This is a genomic window from Mesorhizobium sp. M2A.F.Ca.ET.043.02.1.1 (genome assembly GCF_003952405.1).
Lineage (GTDB): Bacteria > Pseudomonadota > Alphaproteobacteria > Rhizobiales > Rhizobiaceae > Mesorhizobium.
On sequence record NZ_CP034445.1, the window covers coordinates 4,440,731 to 4,459,489 of the forward strand.

20 protein-coding genes and 2 pseudogenes are annotated in these 18,759 nt (G+C 63.4%); 6 read left to right on the plus strand and 16 right to left on the minus strand.

The window, feature by feature from the left end; genetic code table 11:
* Window positions 1-76: 76 nt before the first annotated feature.
* From fabI to fabA, 3 genes are all read right to left on the minus strand, one after another.
* Window positions 77-889 carry an enoyl-ACP reductase FabI gene (fabI, locus tag EJ068_RS21135; protein WP_127250127.1) on the minus strand — a complete coding sequence of 271 codons (813 nt, stop codon included), beginning with the start codon at window positions 887-889 and terminating at the stop codon, window positions 77-79.
* Window positions 890-902: 13 nt separating this feature from the next.
* The gene (gene fabB / locus EJ068_RS21140; protein ID WP_127250126.1) at window positions 903-2,123 is read right to left on the minus strand and encodes a beta-ketoacyl-ACP synthase I; all 1,221 of its coding nucleotides are present in this window, start codon (window positions 2,121-2,123) and stop codon (window positions 903-905) included.
* 116 nt (window positions 2,124-2,239) lie between these two features.
* Window positions 2,240-2,755: a 3-hydroxyacyl-[acyl-carrier-protein] dehydratase FabA gene (gene fabA / locus EJ068_RS21145; RefSeq protein ID WP_040985924.1), complete on the minus strand. Its 516-nt coding sequence runs from the start codon at window positions 2,753-2,755 to the stop codon at window positions 2,240-2,242.
* A 248-nt stretch (window positions 2,756-3,003) separates the two neighbouring features.
* On the opposite strand from fabA, the gene irrA reads away from it, so the two are divergent.
* Together irrA and EJ068_RS21155 are read left to right on the plus strand one after the other, a co-directional pair.
* The gene (gene irrA / locus EJ068_RS21150) at window positions 3,004-3,435 is read left to right on the plus strand and encodes an iron response transcriptional regulator IrrA (RefSeq protein WP_042647097.1); all 432 of its coding nucleotides are present in this window, start codon (window positions 3,004-3,006) and stop codon (window positions 3,433-3,435) included.
* A gap of 4 nt (window positions 3,436-3,439) precedes the next feature.
* The gene (locus tag EJ068_RS21155; protein WP_129554838.1) at window positions 3,440-3,826 is read left to right on the plus strand and encodes a DUF4260 domain-containing protein; all 387 of its coding nucleotides are present in this window, start codon (window positions 3,440-3,442) and stop codon (window positions 3,824-3,826) included.
* Window positions 3,827-3,926: 100 nt separating this feature from the next.
* On the opposite strand, the gene EJ068_RS21160 is transcribed toward EJ068_RS21155, so the two are convergent.
* Window positions 3,927-4,871: a LysR family transcriptional regulator gene (locus EJ068_RS21160; RefSeq protein WP_129555033.1), complete on the minus strand. Its 945-nt coding sequence runs from the start codon at window positions 4,869-4,871 to the stop codon at window positions 3,927-3,929.
* 128 nt (window positions 4,872-4,999) lie between these two features.
* Between EJ068_RS21160 and EJ068_RS21165 the strand changes: the two genes are divergently transcribed.
* Window positions 5,000-5,329: a nuclear transport factor 2 family protein gene (locus EJ068_RS21165; protein ID WP_129554839.1), complete on the plus strand. Its 330-nt coding sequence runs from the start codon at window positions 5,000-5,002 to the stop codon at window positions 5,327-5,329.
* The gene (locus EJ068_RS21170; protein WP_129554840.1) at window positions 5,326-6,114 is read left to right on the plus strand and encodes an SDR family oxidoreductase; all 789 of its coding nucleotides are present in this window, start codon (window positions 5,326-5,328) and stop codon (window positions 6,112-6,114) included. The genes EJ068_RS21165 and EJ068_RS21170 overlap by 4 nt, the downstream gene beginning before the upstream one ends.
* A 166-nt stretch (window positions 6,115-6,280) precedes the next feature.
* Here EJ068_RS21170 and EJ068_RS33415 read toward each other — a convergent pair.
* The 4 genes and pseudogenes from EJ068_RS33415 to EJ068_RS21185 all read right to left on the minus strand — a co-directional run.
* Window positions 6,281-6,406: pseudogene (locus EJ068_RS33415) on the minus strand (short-chain dehydrogenase/reductase); the annotation flags it as partial.
* Window positions 6,392-6,476: pseudogene (locus EJ068_RS21175) on the minus strand (isoprenylcysteine carboxylmethyltransferase family protein); the annotation flags it as partial. The pseudogenes EJ068_RS21175 and EJ068_RS33415, both read right to left, overlap by 15 nt.
* A gap of 82 nt (window positions 6,477-6,558) precedes the next feature.
* Window positions 6,559-6,939 (minus strand): antibiotic biosynthesis monooxygenase family protein, encoded by a 381-nt coding sequence (locus EJ068_RS21180; protein WP_129554841.1) that lies wholly within the window; start codon window positions 6,937-6,939, stop codon window positions 6,559-6,561.
* Between the two features lie 55 nt (window positions 6,940-6,994).
* Complete coding sequence (locus EJ068_RS21185) at window positions 6,995-7,888, minus strand: NAD(P)/FAD-dependent oxidoreductase (protein ID WP_129554842.1); 894 nt, start codon at window positions 7,886-7,888, stop codon at window positions 6,995-6,997.
* 132 nt (window positions 7,889-8,020) lie between these two features.
* Between EJ068_RS21185 and EJ068_RS21190 the strand changes: the two genes are divergently transcribed.
* Window positions 8,021-8,707 carry a TetR/AcrR family transcriptional regulator gene (locus EJ068_RS21190; protein WP_129554843.1) on the plus strand — a complete coding sequence of 229 codons (687 nt, stop codon included), beginning with the start codon at window positions 8,021-8,023 and terminating at the stop codon, window positions 8,705-8,707.
* Between the two features lie 221 nt (window positions 8,708-8,928).
* Here the strand turns inward: EJ068_RS21190 and EJ068_RS21195 are convergent, their stop codons facing one another.
* Window positions 8,929-9,486 (minus strand): SH3 domain-containing protein, encoded by a 558-nt coding sequence (locus tag EJ068_RS21195; RefSeq protein ID WP_112128468.1) that lies wholly within the window; start codon window positions 9,484-9,486, stop codon window positions 8,929-8,931.
* Window positions 9,487-9,755: 269 nt separating this feature from the next.
* Between EJ068_RS21195 and EJ068_RS21200 the strand changes: the two genes are divergently transcribed.
* Complete coding sequence (locus EJ068_RS21200; protein ID WP_129554844.1) at window positions 9,756-10,757, plus strand: D-glycerate dehydrogenase; 1,002 nt, start codon at window positions 9,756-9,758, stop codon at window positions 10,755-10,757.
* A gap of 4 nt (window positions 10,758-10,761) precedes the next feature.
* Here EJ068_RS21200 and EJ068_RS21205 read toward each other — a convergent pair whose 3' ends face one another.
* From EJ068_RS21205 to dnaA, 7 genes are all read right to left on the minus strand, one after another.
* Entirely contained in the window at window positions 10,762-11,175 is a 414-nt protein-coding gene (locus EJ068_RS21205) for a DUF126 domain-containing protein (protein WP_129554845.1), read from the minus strand.
* The gene (locus tag EJ068_RS21210) at window positions 11,172-12,425 is read right to left on the minus strand and encodes an aconitase X catalytic domain-containing protein (RefSeq protein WP_129554846.1); all 1,254 of its coding nucleotides are present in this window, start codon (window positions 12,423-12,425) and stop codon (window positions 11,172-11,174) included. Before EJ068_RS21210 ends, EJ068_RS21205 begins: the two co-directional genes overlap by 4 nt.
* On the minus strand, window positions 12,422-12,910 hold the full coding sequence (locus tag EJ068_RS21215; RefSeq protein WP_129554847.1) for a GNAT family N-acetyltransferase: 489 nt from the start codon (window positions 12,908-12,910) through the stop codon (window positions 12,422-12,424). The genes EJ068_RS21210 and EJ068_RS21215 overlap by 4 nt, the downstream gene beginning before the upstream one ends.
* Window positions 12,911-12,914: 4 nt before the next feature.
* Complete coding sequence (locus tag EJ068_RS21220; RefSeq protein ID WP_129554848.1) at window positions 12,915-13,670, minus strand: molybdopterin-synthase adenylyltransferase MoeB; 756 nt, start codon at window positions 13,668-13,670, stop codon at window positions 12,915-12,917.
* A gap of 136 nt (window positions 13,671-13,806) precedes the next feature.
* Complete coding sequence (recF, locus tag EJ068_RS21225) at window positions 13,807-14,967, minus strand: DNA replication/repair protein RecF (protein ID WP_129554849.1); 1,161 nt, start codon at window positions 14,965-14,967, stop codon at window positions 13,807-13,809.
* A gap of 138 nt (window positions 14,968-15,105) precedes the next feature.
* A complete protein-coding gene (dnaN, locus tag EJ068_RS21230) occupies window positions 15,106-16,224 on the minus strand; it encodes a DNA polymerase III subunit beta (protein ID WP_095819339.1) in 1,119 nt (372 codons plus the stop codon).
* 200 nt (window positions 16,225-16,424) lie between these two features.
* A complete protein-coding gene (gene dnaA, locus EJ068_RS21235) occupies window positions 16,425-17,972 on the minus strand; it encodes a chromosomal replication initiator protein DnaA (protein ID WP_129554850.1) in 1,548 nt (515 codons plus the stop codon).
* Between the last annotated feature and the right edge of the window lie 787 nt (window positions 17,973-18,759).

Genomic DNA, 18,759 nt, shown 5'->3' on the forward strand with positions numbered 1-18,759 from the left:
GTAGCGGAAACCTCCTTAAAATGAGTTTCCGCCGATGCATCCAATTTTACTGGAAAATACTCTTTGCCTTAGCGAACTATTCGCGACCACCGTCGTTCTGCTTCAGTTCCTCCAGCGACGGCATCGAAACGATGTGATAGCCGGAATCCACATAATGGATTTCGCCGGTGACACCCGACGAAAGATCGGAGAGCAGGTAAAGCGCCGAGCCGCCGACTTCGTCCAGGGTCACGGTGCGCCGCAGAGGCGAGTTGCGCTGCTGATAGGAGAACATATGGCGGGCGTCGGAAACGCCCGAGCCGGCCAGCGTGCGCACCGGTCCGGCCGAGATGCCGTTCACCCTGATGCCGCGCGGCCCGTAGTCATTGGCAAGATAGCGCACGCTGGCCTCGAGCCCCGCCTTGGCGACGCCCATGACATTGTAGTTCGGCATCACCCTCACCGACCCGGCATAGGTCAGCGTGATCATCGAGCCGCCATTGCCCATCAGCGCGGCGGCATTGCGGGCGACCTCGGTGAAGGAATAGCAGGAGATCACCATGGTGCGCACGAAATTGTCGCGGCTGGTGTCGGCGTAGAGGCCCTTGAGCTCGTTCTTGTCGGAAAAGCCGATGGCATGCACCACGAAGTCCAGCTCGCCCCAGGCCTTGCCGAGGGTCTCGAAGGTCGCGGTGACGGAGGCGCTGTCCTCGACGTCGCAAGGCACGATCAAGGAGGCGCCCACCTTCTCGGCGAGCGGCTTGACGCGCCGCCCGAACGCGTCGCCCTGGTAGGTGAAGGCAAGCTCCGCCCCGTGCTCGGACAATTTCTTGGCGATGCCCCAGGCGATCGAATGATCGTTGGCGACCCCCATGACAAGCCCGCGCTTGCCCTTCATCAACCCTTCCATAAAAGGCAGATCCTTATGCGGAATAGCGTTGGAAAATCAGCGTTGCGTTGGTGCCACCGAAACCGAAGGAATTGGACAAAACGGTGTCGATCTTGGCGTTGTCGATGCGCTTGCGCACGATCGGCATGCCCTCGAATTCCGGATCGAGCTCCTCGATATGGGCGCTCTCGCCGATGAAGCCGCCCTGCATCATCAGGATCGAATAGATCGATTCCTGCACGCCGGCCGCCCCCAGCGAATGGCCGGTGAGCGACTTGGTCGAGGTGATGTAGGGCATCTTGTCGCCGAACACCTCGCGAATGGCGCCCATTTCCCTGGAATCGCCGACCGGCGTCGAGGTGCCGTGGGTGTTGATGTAGTCGACCGGGGTCGAGACGGTGGCAAGCGCCTGCCGCATGCAGCGGATGGCGCCTTCCCCCGAAGGCGCCACCATGTCGTAGCCGTCGGATGTCGCGCCATAGCCGACGATCTCGGCATAGATCTTGGCGCCGCGCGCCCTGGCGTGCTCCAATTCCTCCAGCACCAGCACGCCGGCGCCGCCGGCGATGACAAAACCGTCGCGGTTGACGTCATAGGCGCGCGAAGCGGCCGATGCCTTGTCGTTGAACTTCGACGACATGGCGCCCATGGCGTCGAAAAGGTCCGACATCGTCCAGTCGAGATCTTCGTGGCCGCCGGCGAACATCATGTCCTGCTTGCCCCACTGGATGAGCTCATAGGCATTGCCGATGCAATGCGCCGAGGTCGAGCAGGCCGACGAGATCGAGTAGTTGACGCCGTGGATCTTGAACCATGTGGCCAGGGTGGCCGACGCCGTCGACGACATCGCCTTCGGCACGGCGAATGGACCGATGCGCTTGGGGCTGTTGTTCTTGATCGTGGTTTCGGCCGCCTCGACGATGGTGCGGGTCGAGGGTCCGCCGGACCCCATCACGATGCCGGTCCGCTCATTGGTGATGTCGCTCACGCCAAGCCCGGCATCGGCGATCGCCTGGTCCATGGCAACATGGTTCCAGGCCGCACCCTGGCTTAGGAAGCGCATGGCGCGGCGGTCGATCATCGGGGTAGGATCGAGCGTCGGCGCGCCCCAGACCTGGCAGCGGAAGCCGTGCTCGGCGAAGGAATTGGAAAAGCTGATGCCGGATTTGGCATCGTAAAGCGAGCTCTGCACCTCATTGGCATTGTTGCCGATCGACGACACAATGCCGAGCCCTGTCACTACGACCCGTCTCATTCGCAACTCCTTCCGGCGTATCCGGGCGGAAAACCTAGCCGGTTTTCGCCCGTGATCATACGCAAATAAACTGACGTGGCGCCCATTGGGTACGCGGACGCCGTGGCGAAAAACGGTCAGGCGGCCGACTGTTTGGACAGGCCGACCTTCAGATCCGTGGCGGCGTATATGGGTTCGCCATCCGCCTTAAGCCAGCCATCGGCGATGCCGAGCACCAGCCGGCCACGCATCACGCGCTTGAAGTCGACGCCGTACTCCACCTTCTTCACCGACGGCGTCACCATGCCCTTGAACTTCACCTCGCCGGTCGAAAGCGCCATGCCCTTGCCGGGTTCGCCCAGCCAGCCGAGATAAAAACCCGTCAACTGCCACATGGCGTCGAGGCCGAGGCAGCCCGGCATGATCGGATTGCCGATGAAGTGGCAGGCGAAGAACCACAGGTCCGGCTTGATGTCGAATTCGGCGCGGATGAAGCCCTTGTCGAAAGCGCCGCCGGTCTCGCTGATCTCGGTGATGCGGTCGAACATCAGCATAGGTGGGTAGGGCAGCTGGGCGTTGCCCGGCCCGAACAGGTCGCCGCGGGCGCAGGCGAGCAGTTCCTCGTAATCGTAGCTGGACTTTTGATCCGCCATCAAATTTCCGTCCCCGTGTTCTTTCGCGGGCGGCAGGGCGCCCTTCTCGTTGGTTTCCTAACACACTCTGTTTGCGGCCGGAAACCGGCGTTTGCGCTTAACCCGTGCGCCTGCCCGGGTCAATGCGCGCTATTGATCGCATTCAGACTACAGAATATATGTCGGCTGATGTCCGGTTTTGGCTTTCGACGTCTTTTTGCCACTCTGGACCTGTTGATGGGCTGGGCAACAAGCTTCGAAGCGAAGAGATGGATTCGGGCTACCGGAAGGAAAATGTCGCTGTGGACAAGCGGGTTCGCGAAGCCGGCCTGAGGCCGACGCGCCAGCGCATCGCGCTGGCCGATCTGCTTTTCGCCAAGGGCGACCGCCACCTTTCGGCCGAGGAACTGCACGAAGAGGCGATCGCCGCCGGCGTGCCGGTTTCATTGGCGACGGTCTATAACGCGCTCCATCAGTTCACAGAGGCCGGCCTGCTGCGCATCCTGGCGGTCGAAGGCTCGAAAACCTATTTCGATACCAACACCTCCGATCATCATCACTTCTACGTCGAGGGCGAGAACCGGATTTTCGACATCGAAAGCGGACCGGTCACCGTCTCCAACCTGCCGGCACCGCCGGAGGGCATGGAGATCGCCAATGTCGACATCGTCGTGAGGCTTCGCCCGAAGCGCGGCGATTGATCCCGTGGCGACGCGGCCCGTCGACCTGATCGTCCGGTTTGAGTGGGCCACCGTCGCCGCCTTGGCGGTCGTTTGCTACGCAATGGCCCACTTTTCCTGGTGGCTGTTTGCGCTGCTTATCCTGGCGCCGGACCTGTCGATGCTGGGCTACCTCGCCGGGCCGCGCCTCGGCGCCGTCACCTATAACGCCTTGCATATCCTGATTGCCCCGCTGGTCCTTCTGCTCGCGGGCGCGTTGCTCGCCGGCCCGCTCACGACCGCGGTGGCGCTTATCTGGATAGCGCACATCGCCATCGACCGTGCCCTCGGCTACGGCCTCAAGCTGCCCACCGGTTTTCAGGATACGCATCTCGGCCGCATTGGCCGCGACCGCAGCGGCGCGGCCGGCTAGAGGTGTGTCGAGATTCAGGTCAGGTCGAGTCGAGAATGGTGGTCCGAGAACCGGACCGGAGCGTACTCAAGGTCGGCGAGCACCGGAAGGGTCATGGGCCTCACCCGGGCTCAGCGCGTCCGGAGCTATAGACGGCGTCAGGGTTAATGCTGGCTCCACTCTGCCGCCGCGCGAATTCAACGAACGCCTTGAATGCGGCGGTCGGGTTGCGTCGGCTCGGATAGTAGAGGCTCAACGGCGACAGAATGGGCGTCCAATCCTCAAGCACGCGCACAAGGCGGCCTGCCTCGATGTCGTCTCGCACGTCGGATTCCATCGCTAGGGCCAGACCCACGGACGCGAGGACCGCGGTGCGTGCGAGGCTCGCTTCGTCGAGGGTGATGGCGCCCTGGACGTCGATGTGGACCGATTGTCCGTCCTTCTCGAACGGCCAGCGGTAGATCGCGCCATCGGGAAGCCGGACGCGGAGACAGGAATGCCCGGCGAGATCCTGAGGTACCAGGGGCGTCCCATGCGTTATCAAGTAGGTCGGCGTGCCCACGACGACGCTGCGCCGCGCGACACCCAACGGGACCGCGATCATATCGGCCGGTACGAGGTCGATCCTGCGGACGCCGAGGTCGAAGCCGCCTGCGACAATGTCCACCATGCGGCCCTCTGTGACGATGTCGATGTGGACCTGAGGGTGCGCGCGCAGGAACGGTAGGACGAGCGAAGTGAAGATCTCTCGCGCCGCTGTCGGAAAGGCGTTGATGCGCAGCGTGCCCGATGGCATCGCCTGTTGAGAGCGCGCAACCTCCATCGCCTCATGAATGTCCTGCACGGCTGGAGCGACCTGCGCGACGAACCGCTGGCCGGCCTCCGTCAATGAGACACTTCGCGTCGTCCGGTTGAAAAGCCGCACGCCAAGCGTGCGCTCCAGCTTTCCGACCGCGTTGCTGAGCGCGGTCGTCGAAACCCCGAGCTCAAGCGCTGCCGTGCGAAACTTGCCGCGGCGGGCGACCATGAGAACTGCGTCTAATTCCGTCAGGCTACTTTGCACAATTATCCCGACTTTCGTGATGAGACGTCCCGAATTGTCCTGATTATCGCGCGAGCTGTCTATCCCTATTTTGGGGAGCAACGAAACTTCCAGCCGCTGCGGCTGCGATCGCAACAAGCAGGACAAGACCAATGACGCTCGAATTACCACCCCCAATCGCCGCATATGTGGCCGCGAATGCCCGCCTGGACGTTGACGGCATGCTGGCACCCTTCGCAGCCGGGGCCGTCCTCCGCGATAACGGCGCCGTTCTTCGGGGGTCCGCCGAAATCAAGCACTTGCTTGAAGAGGCGGTGGTCGGCGCGAAGGCGATTTTCACACCGGATACCGTCCGCCAAGAGGACGGTCAGGTGGTCGTCGAAGGCCCCGCTCATGGCGAGTTCAAGGGCAGCCCGATCCGCTTCACCTACCGCTTCACGCTCGAAAACGACGCCATCAAGGCTTTGGAGATCACGGCATGACCATCAAAGCTGATCCGACCGAGTTCGCGGGAAAGCGCGTCCTCATCAGCGGCGGCACCAAGGGTCTGGGCCGCGCCACTGTCGACCGCTTCCTGGCCGGCGGCGCCCGCGTGATTACATCTGCCCGTGGAACGCTGGAGCCCATCGATAGCGTCGAATTCGTCCAGGCGGACCTGACGACGGCCGAGGGCGGGGAAATGCTGGCCAGGGTGGCGATCGAGCGTCTGGGCGGCGTCGACATCATCGCGCATGTGCTTGGTGGTTCGACCACCCCGGGCGGTGGCTTTGTCGCCCTGACGGACGAGTACTGGCTTTCCGAGCTGAACCTGAACCTCCTGGCCACAGTCCGTCTCGACCGGCTCCTGATTCCGCAGATGATCGAGCGGGGCAGCGGCGCGGTGGTGCACGTCACCTCCATCCAGTCGGTCCTGCCGCTCCCCGACGCAACCACCGCCTATGCCAGCGCCAAGGCCGCGCTCCGGACTTACAGCAAGTCCATCTCCAAGGAGCTGGGTCCCAAGGGCGTTAGAGTCAACGTCGTCTCTCCCGGCTGGATCATGACCGAAGGGACCGATGTATTTCTCAAGCGCATCCAAGCCGCCAACGGTGGCACTGTCGAGGACGCGCGCCAACTCGTACTGGCCGGCCTTGGCGGCATTGCCATAGGTCGCGGCGCCGAACCATCGGAGGTCGCCGAAGCCATCGCTTTCCTGGCCTCGGATCGCGCCTCGTCGATCCATGGTTCGGAGCTCGTCGTCGATGGCGGCACTGTCCCGACTGTTTGATCAAAGGGACTCGTCCACGCTTGGCCGAGCTGGCCTAGCGTGGACCGACGCATGCCATGGCCCGATTGTCCCAACGTCCGCTCTCCGAGCGCGCCGTGGCATAGATATCCAGAAACTGGTCCGGCTTCGCGAGATTCTCTTCGAAGGACGTACGGGTGTAGGCGGGCTCATCGTCGGCAACGTCACAGGCCAGCATAGTAAAACCGTCGGATTTCTTCGCCGCGGCGCGGCGGCTGGTCCCGAACACTCGAAAGCCCGCATTCCGCAAGGCTTTGGCTGCGGCCAGACCGATGCCGGAGGATGCGCCGGTAGACGAAGGGCGGAGGGAAGCGCACACCCGCGCTGTCCGGTTCGACGGCCATGCTCATCTCCAATCTGTGCTCTCAAACCAGCATCGACTGCTGGCGAAGATTCCCGCCGTCGCGCCTTCCCATATTTCCGGAGTCAGGCCGTGCAGAAGCCGGGGACGGCGACCTTCTGGAACAGGTGCGGGCTGGCCACGACGGATGAAGGATATGCTGGAAGTTTCGCGAGGAACTCGGGATTAGTGAAGGCGGCGCGGACCGCCTCGGTGGATTCCCACACCACATAGTTCAGGTAAGTCGGGCTCTCGCCGATTGCTCGATGTAGTTGCATGGAAATGAAGCCCGGTTGCTTCGTTATGATCTCGGCAGCCGCCTTGAAAGCGTCCAGGAAGCCAGCTTCGTCGGCGGGATCGACGACCGTGAAGAGATTGATGAGCACGAGAGGCGCGGCCGCGATACCGAGTTGGCGGTCAAACGGAAATTTCTCGTCTAGAGGTTTGAATGGTTTTATGGCGGCCATGGTGGCGCTCCTGTCTATTGTGAAATTGAACTGGGGCGATCGATGCTTCTTGCACTCAAGTGAGCATCGACTGCTGAGCGAAGATACCCGCCATCGCGCCTTGCCATGTTGCCGTGGTGACCGAGGGGATGCCGGGGTTGGCAAGGTCACCGGCGGCGTAGATGCCTGGCATGCTGGTTTCGCGGCACTCGTCGGTCTTGAGGGCGATGCCGGTTGGCGTATTGACCGTGGCGAGGCCCAGTGCGTCATGAAGGCTTGCGGACGGCTTGGTACGCGGATGCGCGAATAGGACATCGACCGCGACATCGGGGCCGGTATCGATCTTGATGGTGGCACCATGGCTCCCGTGACGTGCGATTTCGGTGATCCGGCCATCAACGAGAGGTACCTCGCGGCCCGCCAGATCGGCCCGTATGTCGGGGGTGATGTCGCGACCATTGCCGAAGACAGTCAACCTGTCGGTCCAATCGTGAAACAGCCTGACCTGATTCATCGACTGCGGGCCAGACCAGACGAGGCCCCAATGCTGGTCAGCAACTTCGAAGCCGTCGCAATAGGGGCATGGGATGACGGATGCGCCCCAGTTCTCGGCAAAACCCGGAACATCAGGCATTTGGTCAACAACGCCATAGCTCAGGATCAGGCGGCGCGCGCTAAGGGTTTCACCATCGCCAGTGAGGACGGAGAAATTGTCGATGGTGCCGGAGATGCCGTCGGCGCGGGCATTGACCATCCTGATAGCAGGGTAGCGCGCGAGTTGCTGCCGCGCCGCGGCCAGGATGTCGGACGGTGGCTTGTCATCGTGGCCGAGCACACCGTGCGAGCGGCCAGCGAAGCGGTTGCGCTGAAGGCCGGTATCGAGAACGACGACTTTGCGGCGGGCACGGCCAAGCTGCAGAGCGGCGGCGAGGCCAGCGAAGCTGCCGCCGATGATGATGACGTGATTCATTGTGACGGGCTCCGTATTGTTGATGGAGGGGGCTCGACTGGGTCCGGTTGAAGCCTATCCATTGGCTTGCAAATTTTAGGAACTGTGTGGTATCGTAATTCAATAATTAGGATACTGTCAAGGACTGGAATTGTGGTAACCGAGAAAAAAACCCAGGCCCGGCGCGGCCGGCCCGCCAACGAGGCGCTTGGACAAACGATCGTCGACACGGCGGGCGAACTTTTTGCGGAACTGGGTTTTCAAGCGACGACATTGGACAAGGTCGCCCAGCGGGCGAAGATATCCAAGCTCAGCATCTACAAGCACTTCGAGAACAAGGAGGCGCTGTTTGGCGCGGCGTTTGCTGCCCGCTGCCAGCAATTAATACCACAGGCCCTTTTTGAAGGCGTCGATGGTTCAGCCGAAGATCAGCTCATGGCGGTGGGATCATCACTGCTTCGCACGCTGTTGCGCCCGGATGTCCGCAATGTCGAAGCCATGGTCACGGCCGACCTCACGAGCCAAAAGTCGTTGAGCAAGCTTCATTACGAAGCTGGACCCGCCCATATCATCGTCCAAATCGAGGCCCTGTTGCGTCAGTTGCACGCGAAGGCGGTTCTGAATGTGCCCGATCCTCTCCAGTCCGCCCGCTTGTTTGCCGCGCTTTTCAAAGGCTCCGATCTTCTGATTATCGCACGCTTCGATGAGGCCAGAGCAGAGGACGACAACGAAATCGAATCCTATTGTCGGTCGGCCGTCGCCATGTTTATCGCCGCGCACGGTGGCAACGACCACGCTAGAGGATATTCGCCTGCCTCCAGGTCAAAAGGCAAAATTTGAATCGTGCGTGACCGAGTAGGCCAGCAGGTCAAGGCAGGCTAGCGGATCAGGAAAACTGAGGAGTCGGCGCACGCGCTCGCAACCAGGTGGAGCGGTTCTTCAACAGGATCAAGCAATGTTGTCGGGTGGCGAACACGCTACGACAGCCTCGCTGCCAATTACGCAGCCTTTGCTGAACCCGCGTCGATCAGTCTATGGCTGCGCCTTAGTGGGTCCACGCCTCAGTTCTTGAACTTCTCGCCCGGATAGGCGCCCCACACCTGCGACTGGGCCATCCAGCCGGTGTGGCCGTCAAAGGTCATCTCGCACCATTGGCCGTCGCATTTCTTGATCGAGCCGATCACGCCCGGCTCGATGATGGCGATGACACCGGCGTCCTTGTCGGGCTCGTCGAGCAGGTTGACCTGCCCGCCCTTGCCGCGCTGCCAGGGCGCGACGATGGCGGTGCGCCGGCCGGAAAGCAGCGACTGGTTGATCCAGCCCTCCGATCCATCGGCATCGCGCACGCGCCGCCAGGTGTCGAATTCCTGGATGACTTCCATCGGCAGGCCGGCCTTCAGATACATCCAGTTGACGGAATAATTGGCGCCGGGGCCGACGCGCGAATTGACCCGGGCCGGTTTCAGGCTGACGAAGCGCGGCAGCGGCAGGCCGCTCGGACCAAGCGTTATGGTTTGCGCTGGCGCCGCCGCGCTTTGCGCGAATGCCTGCGGCGCGCAAAGGAGGGCGCCAAGGATGGCTGCGCTGAAGGCCAGGCGAAGCGACGCGAAACCAGACACTTTCGTTCCTTTCGGCGCCGGTCCGTCGGATGAGCGCCCCTTTTTCTTTGTCTTCGGCGGCACCGCTTGTTACAGGAGTGGGCTGATGCCGCGACTGGCTACAAGTTTCGCCGGTCTTGGTTAAAGAGGTCTCAACGAGATCGGTTTCGAGAGCATGATCCCGAGAAGTGGGAATCGGTTTTCGGAAACGATCATGCTCCAAAAAAGAGCAGGATCAGGATGACGATTCAACGAGACGTCATCCTGATCTAGCAAGCTTCGGGGATAAAATGGCAGGCAAAAAACGGCCCCTCGTCGTCATCACGCGCAAGCTGCCCGACCCTGTCGAGACCCGCATGCGCGAACTGTTCGACGCGAGGCTGAATGTCGAGGACCGGCCGATGACCCAGCCTGAGCTGGTCGCGGCGGTCAAGGAAGCCGACGTGCTGGTTCCCACCATCACCGACCACATCGACGCGGCGCTGATCGCGCAGGCCGGCGAAAAACTGAAGCTGATCGCCAATTTCGGCAACGGCGTCGACAAGATCGACGTCGCGGCGGCCGCCAAGAAAGGCATCACCGTCACCAACACGCCGAATGTGCTGACCGAAGACACTGCCGACATGACCATGGCGCTGATGCTAGCCGTGCCGCGCAGGCTCGCCGAAGGCGCCAATGTGCTGACGGGCGAGAAGAAATGGGCCGGCTGGTCGCCGACCTGGATGCTCGGCCGGCGCATCTGGGGCAAACGTCTCGGCATCGTCGGCATGGGCCGCATCGGTACGGCCGTCGCCAGGCGGGCCAAGGCCTTCGGCCTGTCGATCCACTATCACAACCGGCACCGCGTGCTCCCTGCCGTCGAGGAGGAGTTGGAGGCAACCTATTGGGAAAGCCTCGACCAGATGCTGGCCCGCATGGACATCATCTCGGTCAATTGTCCCTCGACGCCGGCGACGTTCCACCTTTTGTCCGGCCGCCGGCTGGCGCTGATGCAGCCATCGGCTTACCTGGTCAACACCGCGCGCGGCGACATCATCGACGAGGAAGCGCTTATCAAACTGATCCATGACGGCAAGATCGCCGGCGCCGGCCTCGACGTCTATGAGCACGAGCCGGCGCTGAACACCAAGCTGTTGAAGCTTGCCGCCAAGGGCAAGGTGGTGCTTCTGCCGCATATGGGCTCGGCCACGCTCGAGGGCCGCATCGACATGGGCGAGAAGGTGATCATCAACATCCGCGCCTTCTTCGACGGCCATCGCCCGCCGGATCGTGTCCTACCGTTGAGGACCTAAAGGCTTAAACGGCCGCGGTAATCGCGCCGCCCGCGGCGACGGCTACTGAGCCTCCGCGGTAGGCATCGAACGCGCCGCGGTCGAGCCGCACCGCGATCGGCGTTTCCCAGCCCATTTCCCGGGCGACGATCAGGCCGAGCAGCAGGATGGCGTCCGGCTCGTGCAACACCAGGGCCACCGGCGCCCGGCCGTTGTGGACAAGCTCCATCAGCACCGCCGAAGCCGATGACGAGCCGATCGTGCCGGGCAGGAACAGCACGCGGCCGGCAATGACTTCGCCATGCTGCGGGTGGCGGACATCCGCGATGCGGCCTGTCTTCGGGTCGACGCCGCCCCAGAAGCTGATCGGCGCAGCCAGCACCAGCGCCTCGCCTTCGCCGGCCTTGCCCGGCACAAGGATTTCGGCGGCGGCGCTCATGCGGCGATATCCGCGAAGACCGGCTTGCCGAGGACCGCGCTTTCGACGCAATCGGCGAGCGAGGCGTAGAGCACCGCATAGCCGGTGTTGCCCGGCGCGTAATGCGCAAACTTGCCCGAATTGGTCATCAGCACGCCGTTGCCGATGTCGGGCATGATCGGCGTCACCACCACGCATGTATCGGCGACGATGACCACGCCGCTGGCCTCGAGCTTCTTTCGCCGGCCGTCCTTCTCCAGCAAGGCGAGCGCGTGGCGGCCGGTGCAGGCATAGATCGGCACCGCGAGCCGCCGTCCTGCGATCAGCCGCTCCAGGGTGTCGAACTCGGCGTTCGAAAGATGCGGGCTGCCGATCGCCACCGCATCGATGGCTTTTGGCGCTACCGCAGTCGACAGGCCGGTGCGGGCCTCGGCAACCATGTCAGGCGTCACGCGGATCACCGCTTCCGGTTCCGGCCCGGCCAGGATCGCTTCGACGTCGTGAGCCTCGGGCGTGACGCCGGCGATGTGGAACAGGCCGACGGCGCCGGACGATGCGGCCGCAGCGCCGAAGGCTTTCAGCGCGTCTTCGCCGGGATGACCGGCCACGCCTCTGACGACGCCGATCGCGTTGCCGACCTCGCGGCCATAGAGGCTGCCCAGGACAGGCCAGGCGATCTCCGAGGCAAGGAAGGAAGGCGACAGGCCCGAGACGTCGAACACAAGCCGCGCAAGGCGGTTTTCAGGCCGATGCAGGCCGTAATCGGGCGCGCGGCCGGTGATGGCGCAGGCAATGTCGAGGAAATCTCCGTAGCGGTTGGTCCGCGCGCCCAGCACCGAGTTGCAGAAGACGACCGCGTTGGACTCGCCCCAGGCCACATCGCTGCCCTGTGCCGGCCTGTGGCCGGCCTGATAGGGCGCGCAGGTCCAGCTCTGCTCGCAGCCTAGCTCGCGATAGGCCTCCATCATCCGCCGCGCCATGCCGCGCTGCGGCTCTTCCAGGCGGATGCGCGAGCAGCCCATCAGGTCGAGCGCTCCGACATTGAGCGTCGAGCGCACCGCGACCTTCGCGCCGCCTTCGACCAGCCTTTCGGCAAACAGCGTCCCGGAATCGCCGTGATAGAGCGCCCCGTCGATATGCGCGGACGCGATCGGGATCAGCCGCGGCGCGCCGAGCAGCCTGGCGCTTTCGGCAACGATGCGCATCGCCATGCCCGCGCCGTCCTGGCCGGCGGCGATCGCCTGTTCTTTAGGGCTAAGGGCGAGGCTCAAGACAGCACCTTGCGCATGGTGATGGAGGTCGGCCTGTCATAGCCCGCATGCGCCGTGCGCCCGGTCTCGCGAAAGCCGAGCCGGGTGAAGGCCGCGTGGTTTGAGGTCAGCTCGATGCGGGCCTGGAGCTCGATCGCATCCTTGCCGCGTGCGCGGGCAAGATCCTCCACCGCTTGCATCAGCCGGGCTCCGACGCCCTGACCCTGGAGTGCTGGCTCGACCGCGAGCTTGCCGACATAGAAATCCCGCGCGCGCTCCAGCGCGAAGACGCAGCCGACGACGCGGCCGTTCTCGACGGCCACAAACCCCGTCTCCTTTTTCGCTTTCTCGGCAAGGCTGTCGGCGCTCAGAAGATGCGCCGATGACGGAGGGTCGATGACGCCGTCCATATAGGCAAAGGCGCGACGGATGAGCGCGAGCAAGTCGCCCCATCGGTCGAAATCCGCGGGAAGGCCGATAATGGAAATGCCGACGGTCTGGTCCATACGCTCAGACGGCCTTGTAGCGGATGGTGTCGAAGCGGGCTGTGAGTCCGTCATAGAGCAGCAGCCGGCCGATGAGCGGCTCGCCTATGCCGGCAATCAGCTTGATCGCCTCCATTGCCTCCAGCGCGCCGATGACGCCCGTCAGCGCCCCGACAATGCCGGCAACGGCGCAGGACGGCACCAGCCCTTCGGGAGGCGCTTCCGGGAACAGGTCGCGATAGCTCGGATTGCGCTTGCCGTCGGCGCCTGTCTCGAACGGTTTCAGCACCGTAACCGAGCCGTCGAAGCGGCCGACGGCAGCCGTCACCAGGGGTTTCTTCTCGCTGGCGCAGGCATCGGCGACCGCATAGCGCGTCTCGAAATTGTCGGAGCCGTCGACAACGACATCGTAACGGGCGACGAGGGCAGGGGCGTTCTCTTCCGTCAGCCTTAGGCCGTGCGTTTCCACCGCGACGTTGGGGTTGATGCGCATGATCGCTGCCGCGGCGCTGTCGGTCTTGGCCATGCCGATCGTATCGCTGCCATGGATCACCTGCCGCTGCAGGTTGGACAGCGAAACCGTGTCGTCGTCGACGATGCCGAGCGTGCCGACGCCGGCGGCGGCAAGATATTCCAGCACCGGCGCGCCGAGCCCGCCGGCGCCGATCACCAGCACCCGCGCCCGTTTCAGCCTCTGCTGGCCCGGCCCGCCGATCTCGGGCAGCACGATGTGGCGGGCATAGCGTTCGAGCTCTTCGTCGGTTAGGGCGGCATCGGTCATGGCTGGACTTTATCGCTGGCGCAGAGCCTTGTCAGTAAGCGCAAGGCAAAGCCTTGTGGTCCACATGACGAGGCAAAGGTTTCGCACGACGCATGGCAAAGCCCGGTGCGCAGCGCCGAAATAGCTTCTTCAAGGGCTAGCCGGTCGGCTCGACGCTGCCGTGATCGACCGTCAGGAACTGCGCCCGGCCGGCAAGGCTCGAGAACAGGGCGGCATCCGTGCCCGTCATGAAGGCCTGGCAGTTAAGCTCCTCGAGGATGGAAAATAACGCCGCGCGCCGGCCTGCATCGAGATGCGCGGCGATCTCGTCCAGGAGAAGGATCGGCGTCAGGCCCGACATCTCGCCGGTCAGCCTGGCATGCGACAGCACGATGCCGACCAGCAGCGCCTTCTGCTCGCCGGTCGAGCAAAGTTCCGCCGGCATCGACTTGGGCCGGTGCCGCACCACCAGATCGGAGCGATGCGGACCGTCGAGCGTGCGGCCGGCGGCGCGGTCGCGTTCACGGCCATTGGCAAGAGCGGCGCGATAGCGTTCCTCGACATCGACCGCCGGCGCGCTGCCAAGCGCGCTTTCAAGATCCCCGGCGAGGCTGATATCGGCCTGCGGAAACGCCCCGCTGCCGGGCAATCTGTCGATCATGGCGGCAAGCAGCCGCACCAGCTCGGCCCGCGCCGCGGCGATCGCCACGCCGGTTTCGGCCATCTGCGTCTCGATCGCGTCGAACCAGGCGCCGTCCCGCGAGCCTTCGGTAAGCAAACGGTTACGGCCGCGCATGGCTTTCTCATAGTCGAGCGCGCGCTGGCCATGGCCGGGGTCGATCGCCAGCACCAGCCGGTCGAGGAAGCGGCGTCGGTCCGCCGCCGGCCCGGGAAACAACCCGTCCATCGCCGGCGTCAGCCAGACGACCCGCAGCCATTCGAGCATATCCTCGGCCGATCGCGCCGGCGCGCCGTTGATCCGCACCTTCCTGCCGCCTTCGCCGGCGGCGTCGCCGCCGGAAATGCCGGTGCCGATCTCGACCTGGCCTTCCGGCCCCTCGATGCGCGCATGCAAGGCGAAGCCGCCGTCGCCGCCTTCGCGCGCCACATCCGCATAAGGCGCGCGGCGCAGTCCCCGACCCGGCGTCAGGAACGAGATCGCTTCCAGGAGATTGGTCTTGCCTGCGCCATTGTCGCCCGACAGCACCACCGCGCCAGGGGCAAGTTCGAGCGAAAGCGCCGCATAGTTGCGGAAATTCGTAAGCGTCAACTTACTTATGTAGCTTTGCTGCCGAAGCTGTTTCGCATCCGCGGTCACGGCGACACATCAGGTCCGCTAAAGCAATTCCAGGAAAAGTGCACTACGGTTTTCCGTCCGGAATTGCGACAGACAAAAGCGCAATTCCAGGAAAAGTGCACTGCGGTTTTCCGTCCGGAATTGCGTCGACAAAGAGACCTAGACCCGCATCGGCATCAGCACATAGAGCGCGGTTTCGTCGGCCATGTCATGGATCAGCGTCGGCGAGCCGGCATCGGCCAGCATGAACTTGGCCTCCGACCCGGTGAGCTGGGCCGCGACGTCGAGCAGGTATTTGGCGTTGAAACCGATCTCGATCGGATCCGACGAATAGTCGGCTGCCAGTTCCTCGGTGGCACTGCCCGAATCCGGATTGTTGACCGCGAGCGTGAGCTGGCCGTCATTAATCGACAGCTTCACGGCCCGGCCGCGTTCGGAGGAAATGGTCGAGACGCGGTCGACCGCGGCGGCGAAGCTTTGGCGATCGATGATCAGCTTCTTGTCGTTGCCGGTCGGGATCACGCGTTGATAGTCGGGGAAGGTGCCGTCGATCAGCTTCGAGGTCAAAACGACGCTGCCGATGGTGAAGCGGATCTTGGTGTCCGACAGTTCCGTCGTCACGGCAACGTCGGGGTCGTCGACCAGCTTCTGCAGCTCGCTCACCGTCTTGCGCGGAATGATGATGCCCGGCATGCCTTCCGAACCTGCCGGCGCGTCGATCTCGGCACGCGCCAGGCGGTGTCCGTCGGTCGCCACCGAGCGCAGCTTCAGCTTGCCGCCGACTTCAACGGCATGCAGGTAGATACCGTTGAGATAGTAGCGCGTTTCCTCGGTCGAGATGGCGAACTGGGTCTTGTCGATCAGCCCCTTCAGCGCCGCCGATTCCAGCCGGAAGATATGCGAGAACGAGCCGGCCGAAAGCTCCGGGAAGTCGGATTGCGGCAGGCACTGCAGGCGGAAGCTCGAACGTCCCGAGGTGACGGTCATCGCGTTGCCGTCCTCGTCCGTCTTCAGCATCACCTCTGCGCCATCGGAAAGCTTGCGCACGATATCGTAGAGCAGATGCGCCGGCACCGTCGTCGCGCCGCCGCGCTCGACCTTGGCGGGTGTCGCCTCCGTCACCTCGAGGTCGAGGTCGGTCGCCTTCATCTCGAGGCTCGCGCCCTCGGCGCTGAGCAGCACGTTGGAGAGGATCGGGATGGTGTTGCGCCGCTCGACCACGCGGTGGACGTGGTTGAGGGACTTCAGGAGATTTGACCGTTCCAGGATAACACGCATGACGAACAGGCTCGCTTCAATGAATGAACGGGTCACCGGCAGGCGGCATCCCGCGAAAGCCCTGAAAGGCTTCCAGAATCTCCGTAAGCTGACAGTAAAAAGCCTGCAAAGGCAAGCCCGCGGCACCGGTTCGGGCCGGTTGCGCGGGCTTTCTGGGGATAAAGCCGGCGAAGCGGGTCGCCGGCCATTTTCGCATTGCCTCAGGCCTGGTCGTTGATCAGCCTTCTGAGCAGTTCGAGCTCCTGCGCCAGCGTGTTGTCGCCGCCCGAAAGGTCCTCGATCTTGCGCACGGCATGCAGCACGGTCGTGTGGTCGCGGCCGCCGAAACGCCGCCCGATCTCCGGCAGCGAGCGCGGCGTCATCACTTTCGACAGATACATGGCCACCTGCCGCGGCTTGACGATGGTGCGCGTGCGCCGGTTGGACAGAAGCTCCGTCTTCGACACGTTGTAATGGCGCGCCACGATGCGCTGGATGTCCTCGATGCGCACCCGCTTCGGCTCGCCCGAGCGATAGATGTGGCCGAGGATCTCGTCGATGCGGTCGATCGTGATCTGCGGCTCGAAGGACTGGCGAAACAGAAGCTGGTTGAAGGCGCCCTCAAGCTCGCGCCCGCTGCCGGTGACCGTACGGGCGACATGCTCCAGGATCTCGTCCGAGATGTCGAGCGAGGTGTCATCGCTCTTCGCGGTGGCGCGGCGCAGCTTCAGCATGCCGAGCCGCATGGCGAAATCCGGCGCCGACATTTCCAGCGCCACGCCGCCATTGAGGCGCGACCGCACGCGTGGCTCCAGCGATTCCAGCTCCGACGGCGGCCGGTCGGCGGCTACCACCACCTGCTTGGCGCTGTCGAGCAGCATGTTGATGAGGTGGCAGAATTCGTGCTGGATCGATTTGCCTTGCAGGAACTGCATGTCGTCGATGATCAGGAGATCGATGTCGCGCAGTTGCTCCTTCAGCGTCAGCGCGTTGTTGTCGCGGATCGCGGTGGCGAAGCGCCACATGAAATACTCCGCCGTCAGATAGACGACGCGCGACTTCGGATTGTGCCGCAGCGACTCCGCCGCGATCGCCTGCAAGAGATGCGTCTTGCCGAGCCCTACGGTGGCATGCAGGAAAAGCGGGTTGAAACGCACCGCGCTCGACTGCGATTCCGCCACGGCTCTCGCCGCCGCGAAGGCCACCCTGTTGGACGGTCCTTCGATGAAGGAGGCGAACGTGTAGCGCGGGTCGAGCGGCGACCCTAGAACATTGTGGCGGAACTCCGGTTCCGCGGGCGCGCCCTGGCGGGGCGCCGGCGCTCGTTGTTCCACGCGTCCGGCGCTCGCGGTGCCGTTGGCGAGCGCGGTGTGCGTCTGCCTGGTCGTCTTGCGGGCCGGCGCGATCTCCGGCTCGACATGGTTGCGCCCCTGGCGCGTCGCGGTGCGCACGACGATCTCGATCTTGAGGACGTCGGGATCCTCATGCCGCCACAGCTCCGCGATAAGCTCGAGATAGTGGCCGTTGATCCATGACCGCAGGAAGGCGGTCGGCACCGAGATGCGGACAATGCCGCGGGAAGCCTCGGCGACCTTCATGCGACCAAACCAGCTCGAATAGACCTCGGCCCCGAGACGCGCCTTCAACTGGGCCTTGACCCGTTCGAACTTCTGTTCCGCGTCGCTGGATACCGCCACGTCGCCCTCTCCGACAAAAGTTGCTGGAAGTGGGAGATCGCCCGCTATCTCCCTCTCGATGCCGCTTTGCATGATCACAGTTCCTTGTCTTCTCGTACCCTTTTCCCGCCGGGGATGCGCCTCCTGCATCCTTGGTCCGGCGACCTCATTCGCCGCGCTGCCGCTGCCGCCGCCGGCAAACGGTCATCGCAACTCGCGCAAGGAACCAGCCGCCGGCTCCGCACGCCGGCTTCCGACAAAGACAAGGCAATACGCCACCCTCCGGCGAAAACGCCGGCGAGACATCGACCGCCAATGTACAATTACGCCAGTCCCCTACCGCACCGAAGAGACAAACCAAGCCACGCGCGGAATTGCTCCACGTCATGAATTCTGCCATTTTGTGCTGGCCGATTCAGGCTGGGTCAGGGGCTTAGTGCCCGTCCCTTCGATGGATGGACATTACCGAAATCGCTGTGGATAGGGCAAGGCCACATCTAACGGTTTTTTAACGAATCTGGTTACCGAACGGGGCTTGAATTCGGGAGCTGCGACGGCACGTTTTGACAAAGCCATTGTGATTCAAACCCTTTTCCGGCGAATATGAAAAAGACCGCCCGAAACGAAATATTCTGAAATAATTCTCTTGACAGCTACTTCTCCCCCGCGGTCCGACCGTGCGTTGAACAAGCTGTGGATGACCGTCTGTAAGCACCTGAAAAGAATGCGGAATTTCTGACAGGAGAATTTGGGCAGCTGCCGCGGCAGAGGCGGCAGATATAAGCGGCGCTGTATATGCCGGCAAAACAATACCGGCATTTGAATCGCCTCACAAGTGCAGCTTGCGGGGGAACTTTTTAAGTACTTGCCGGCAAACGAA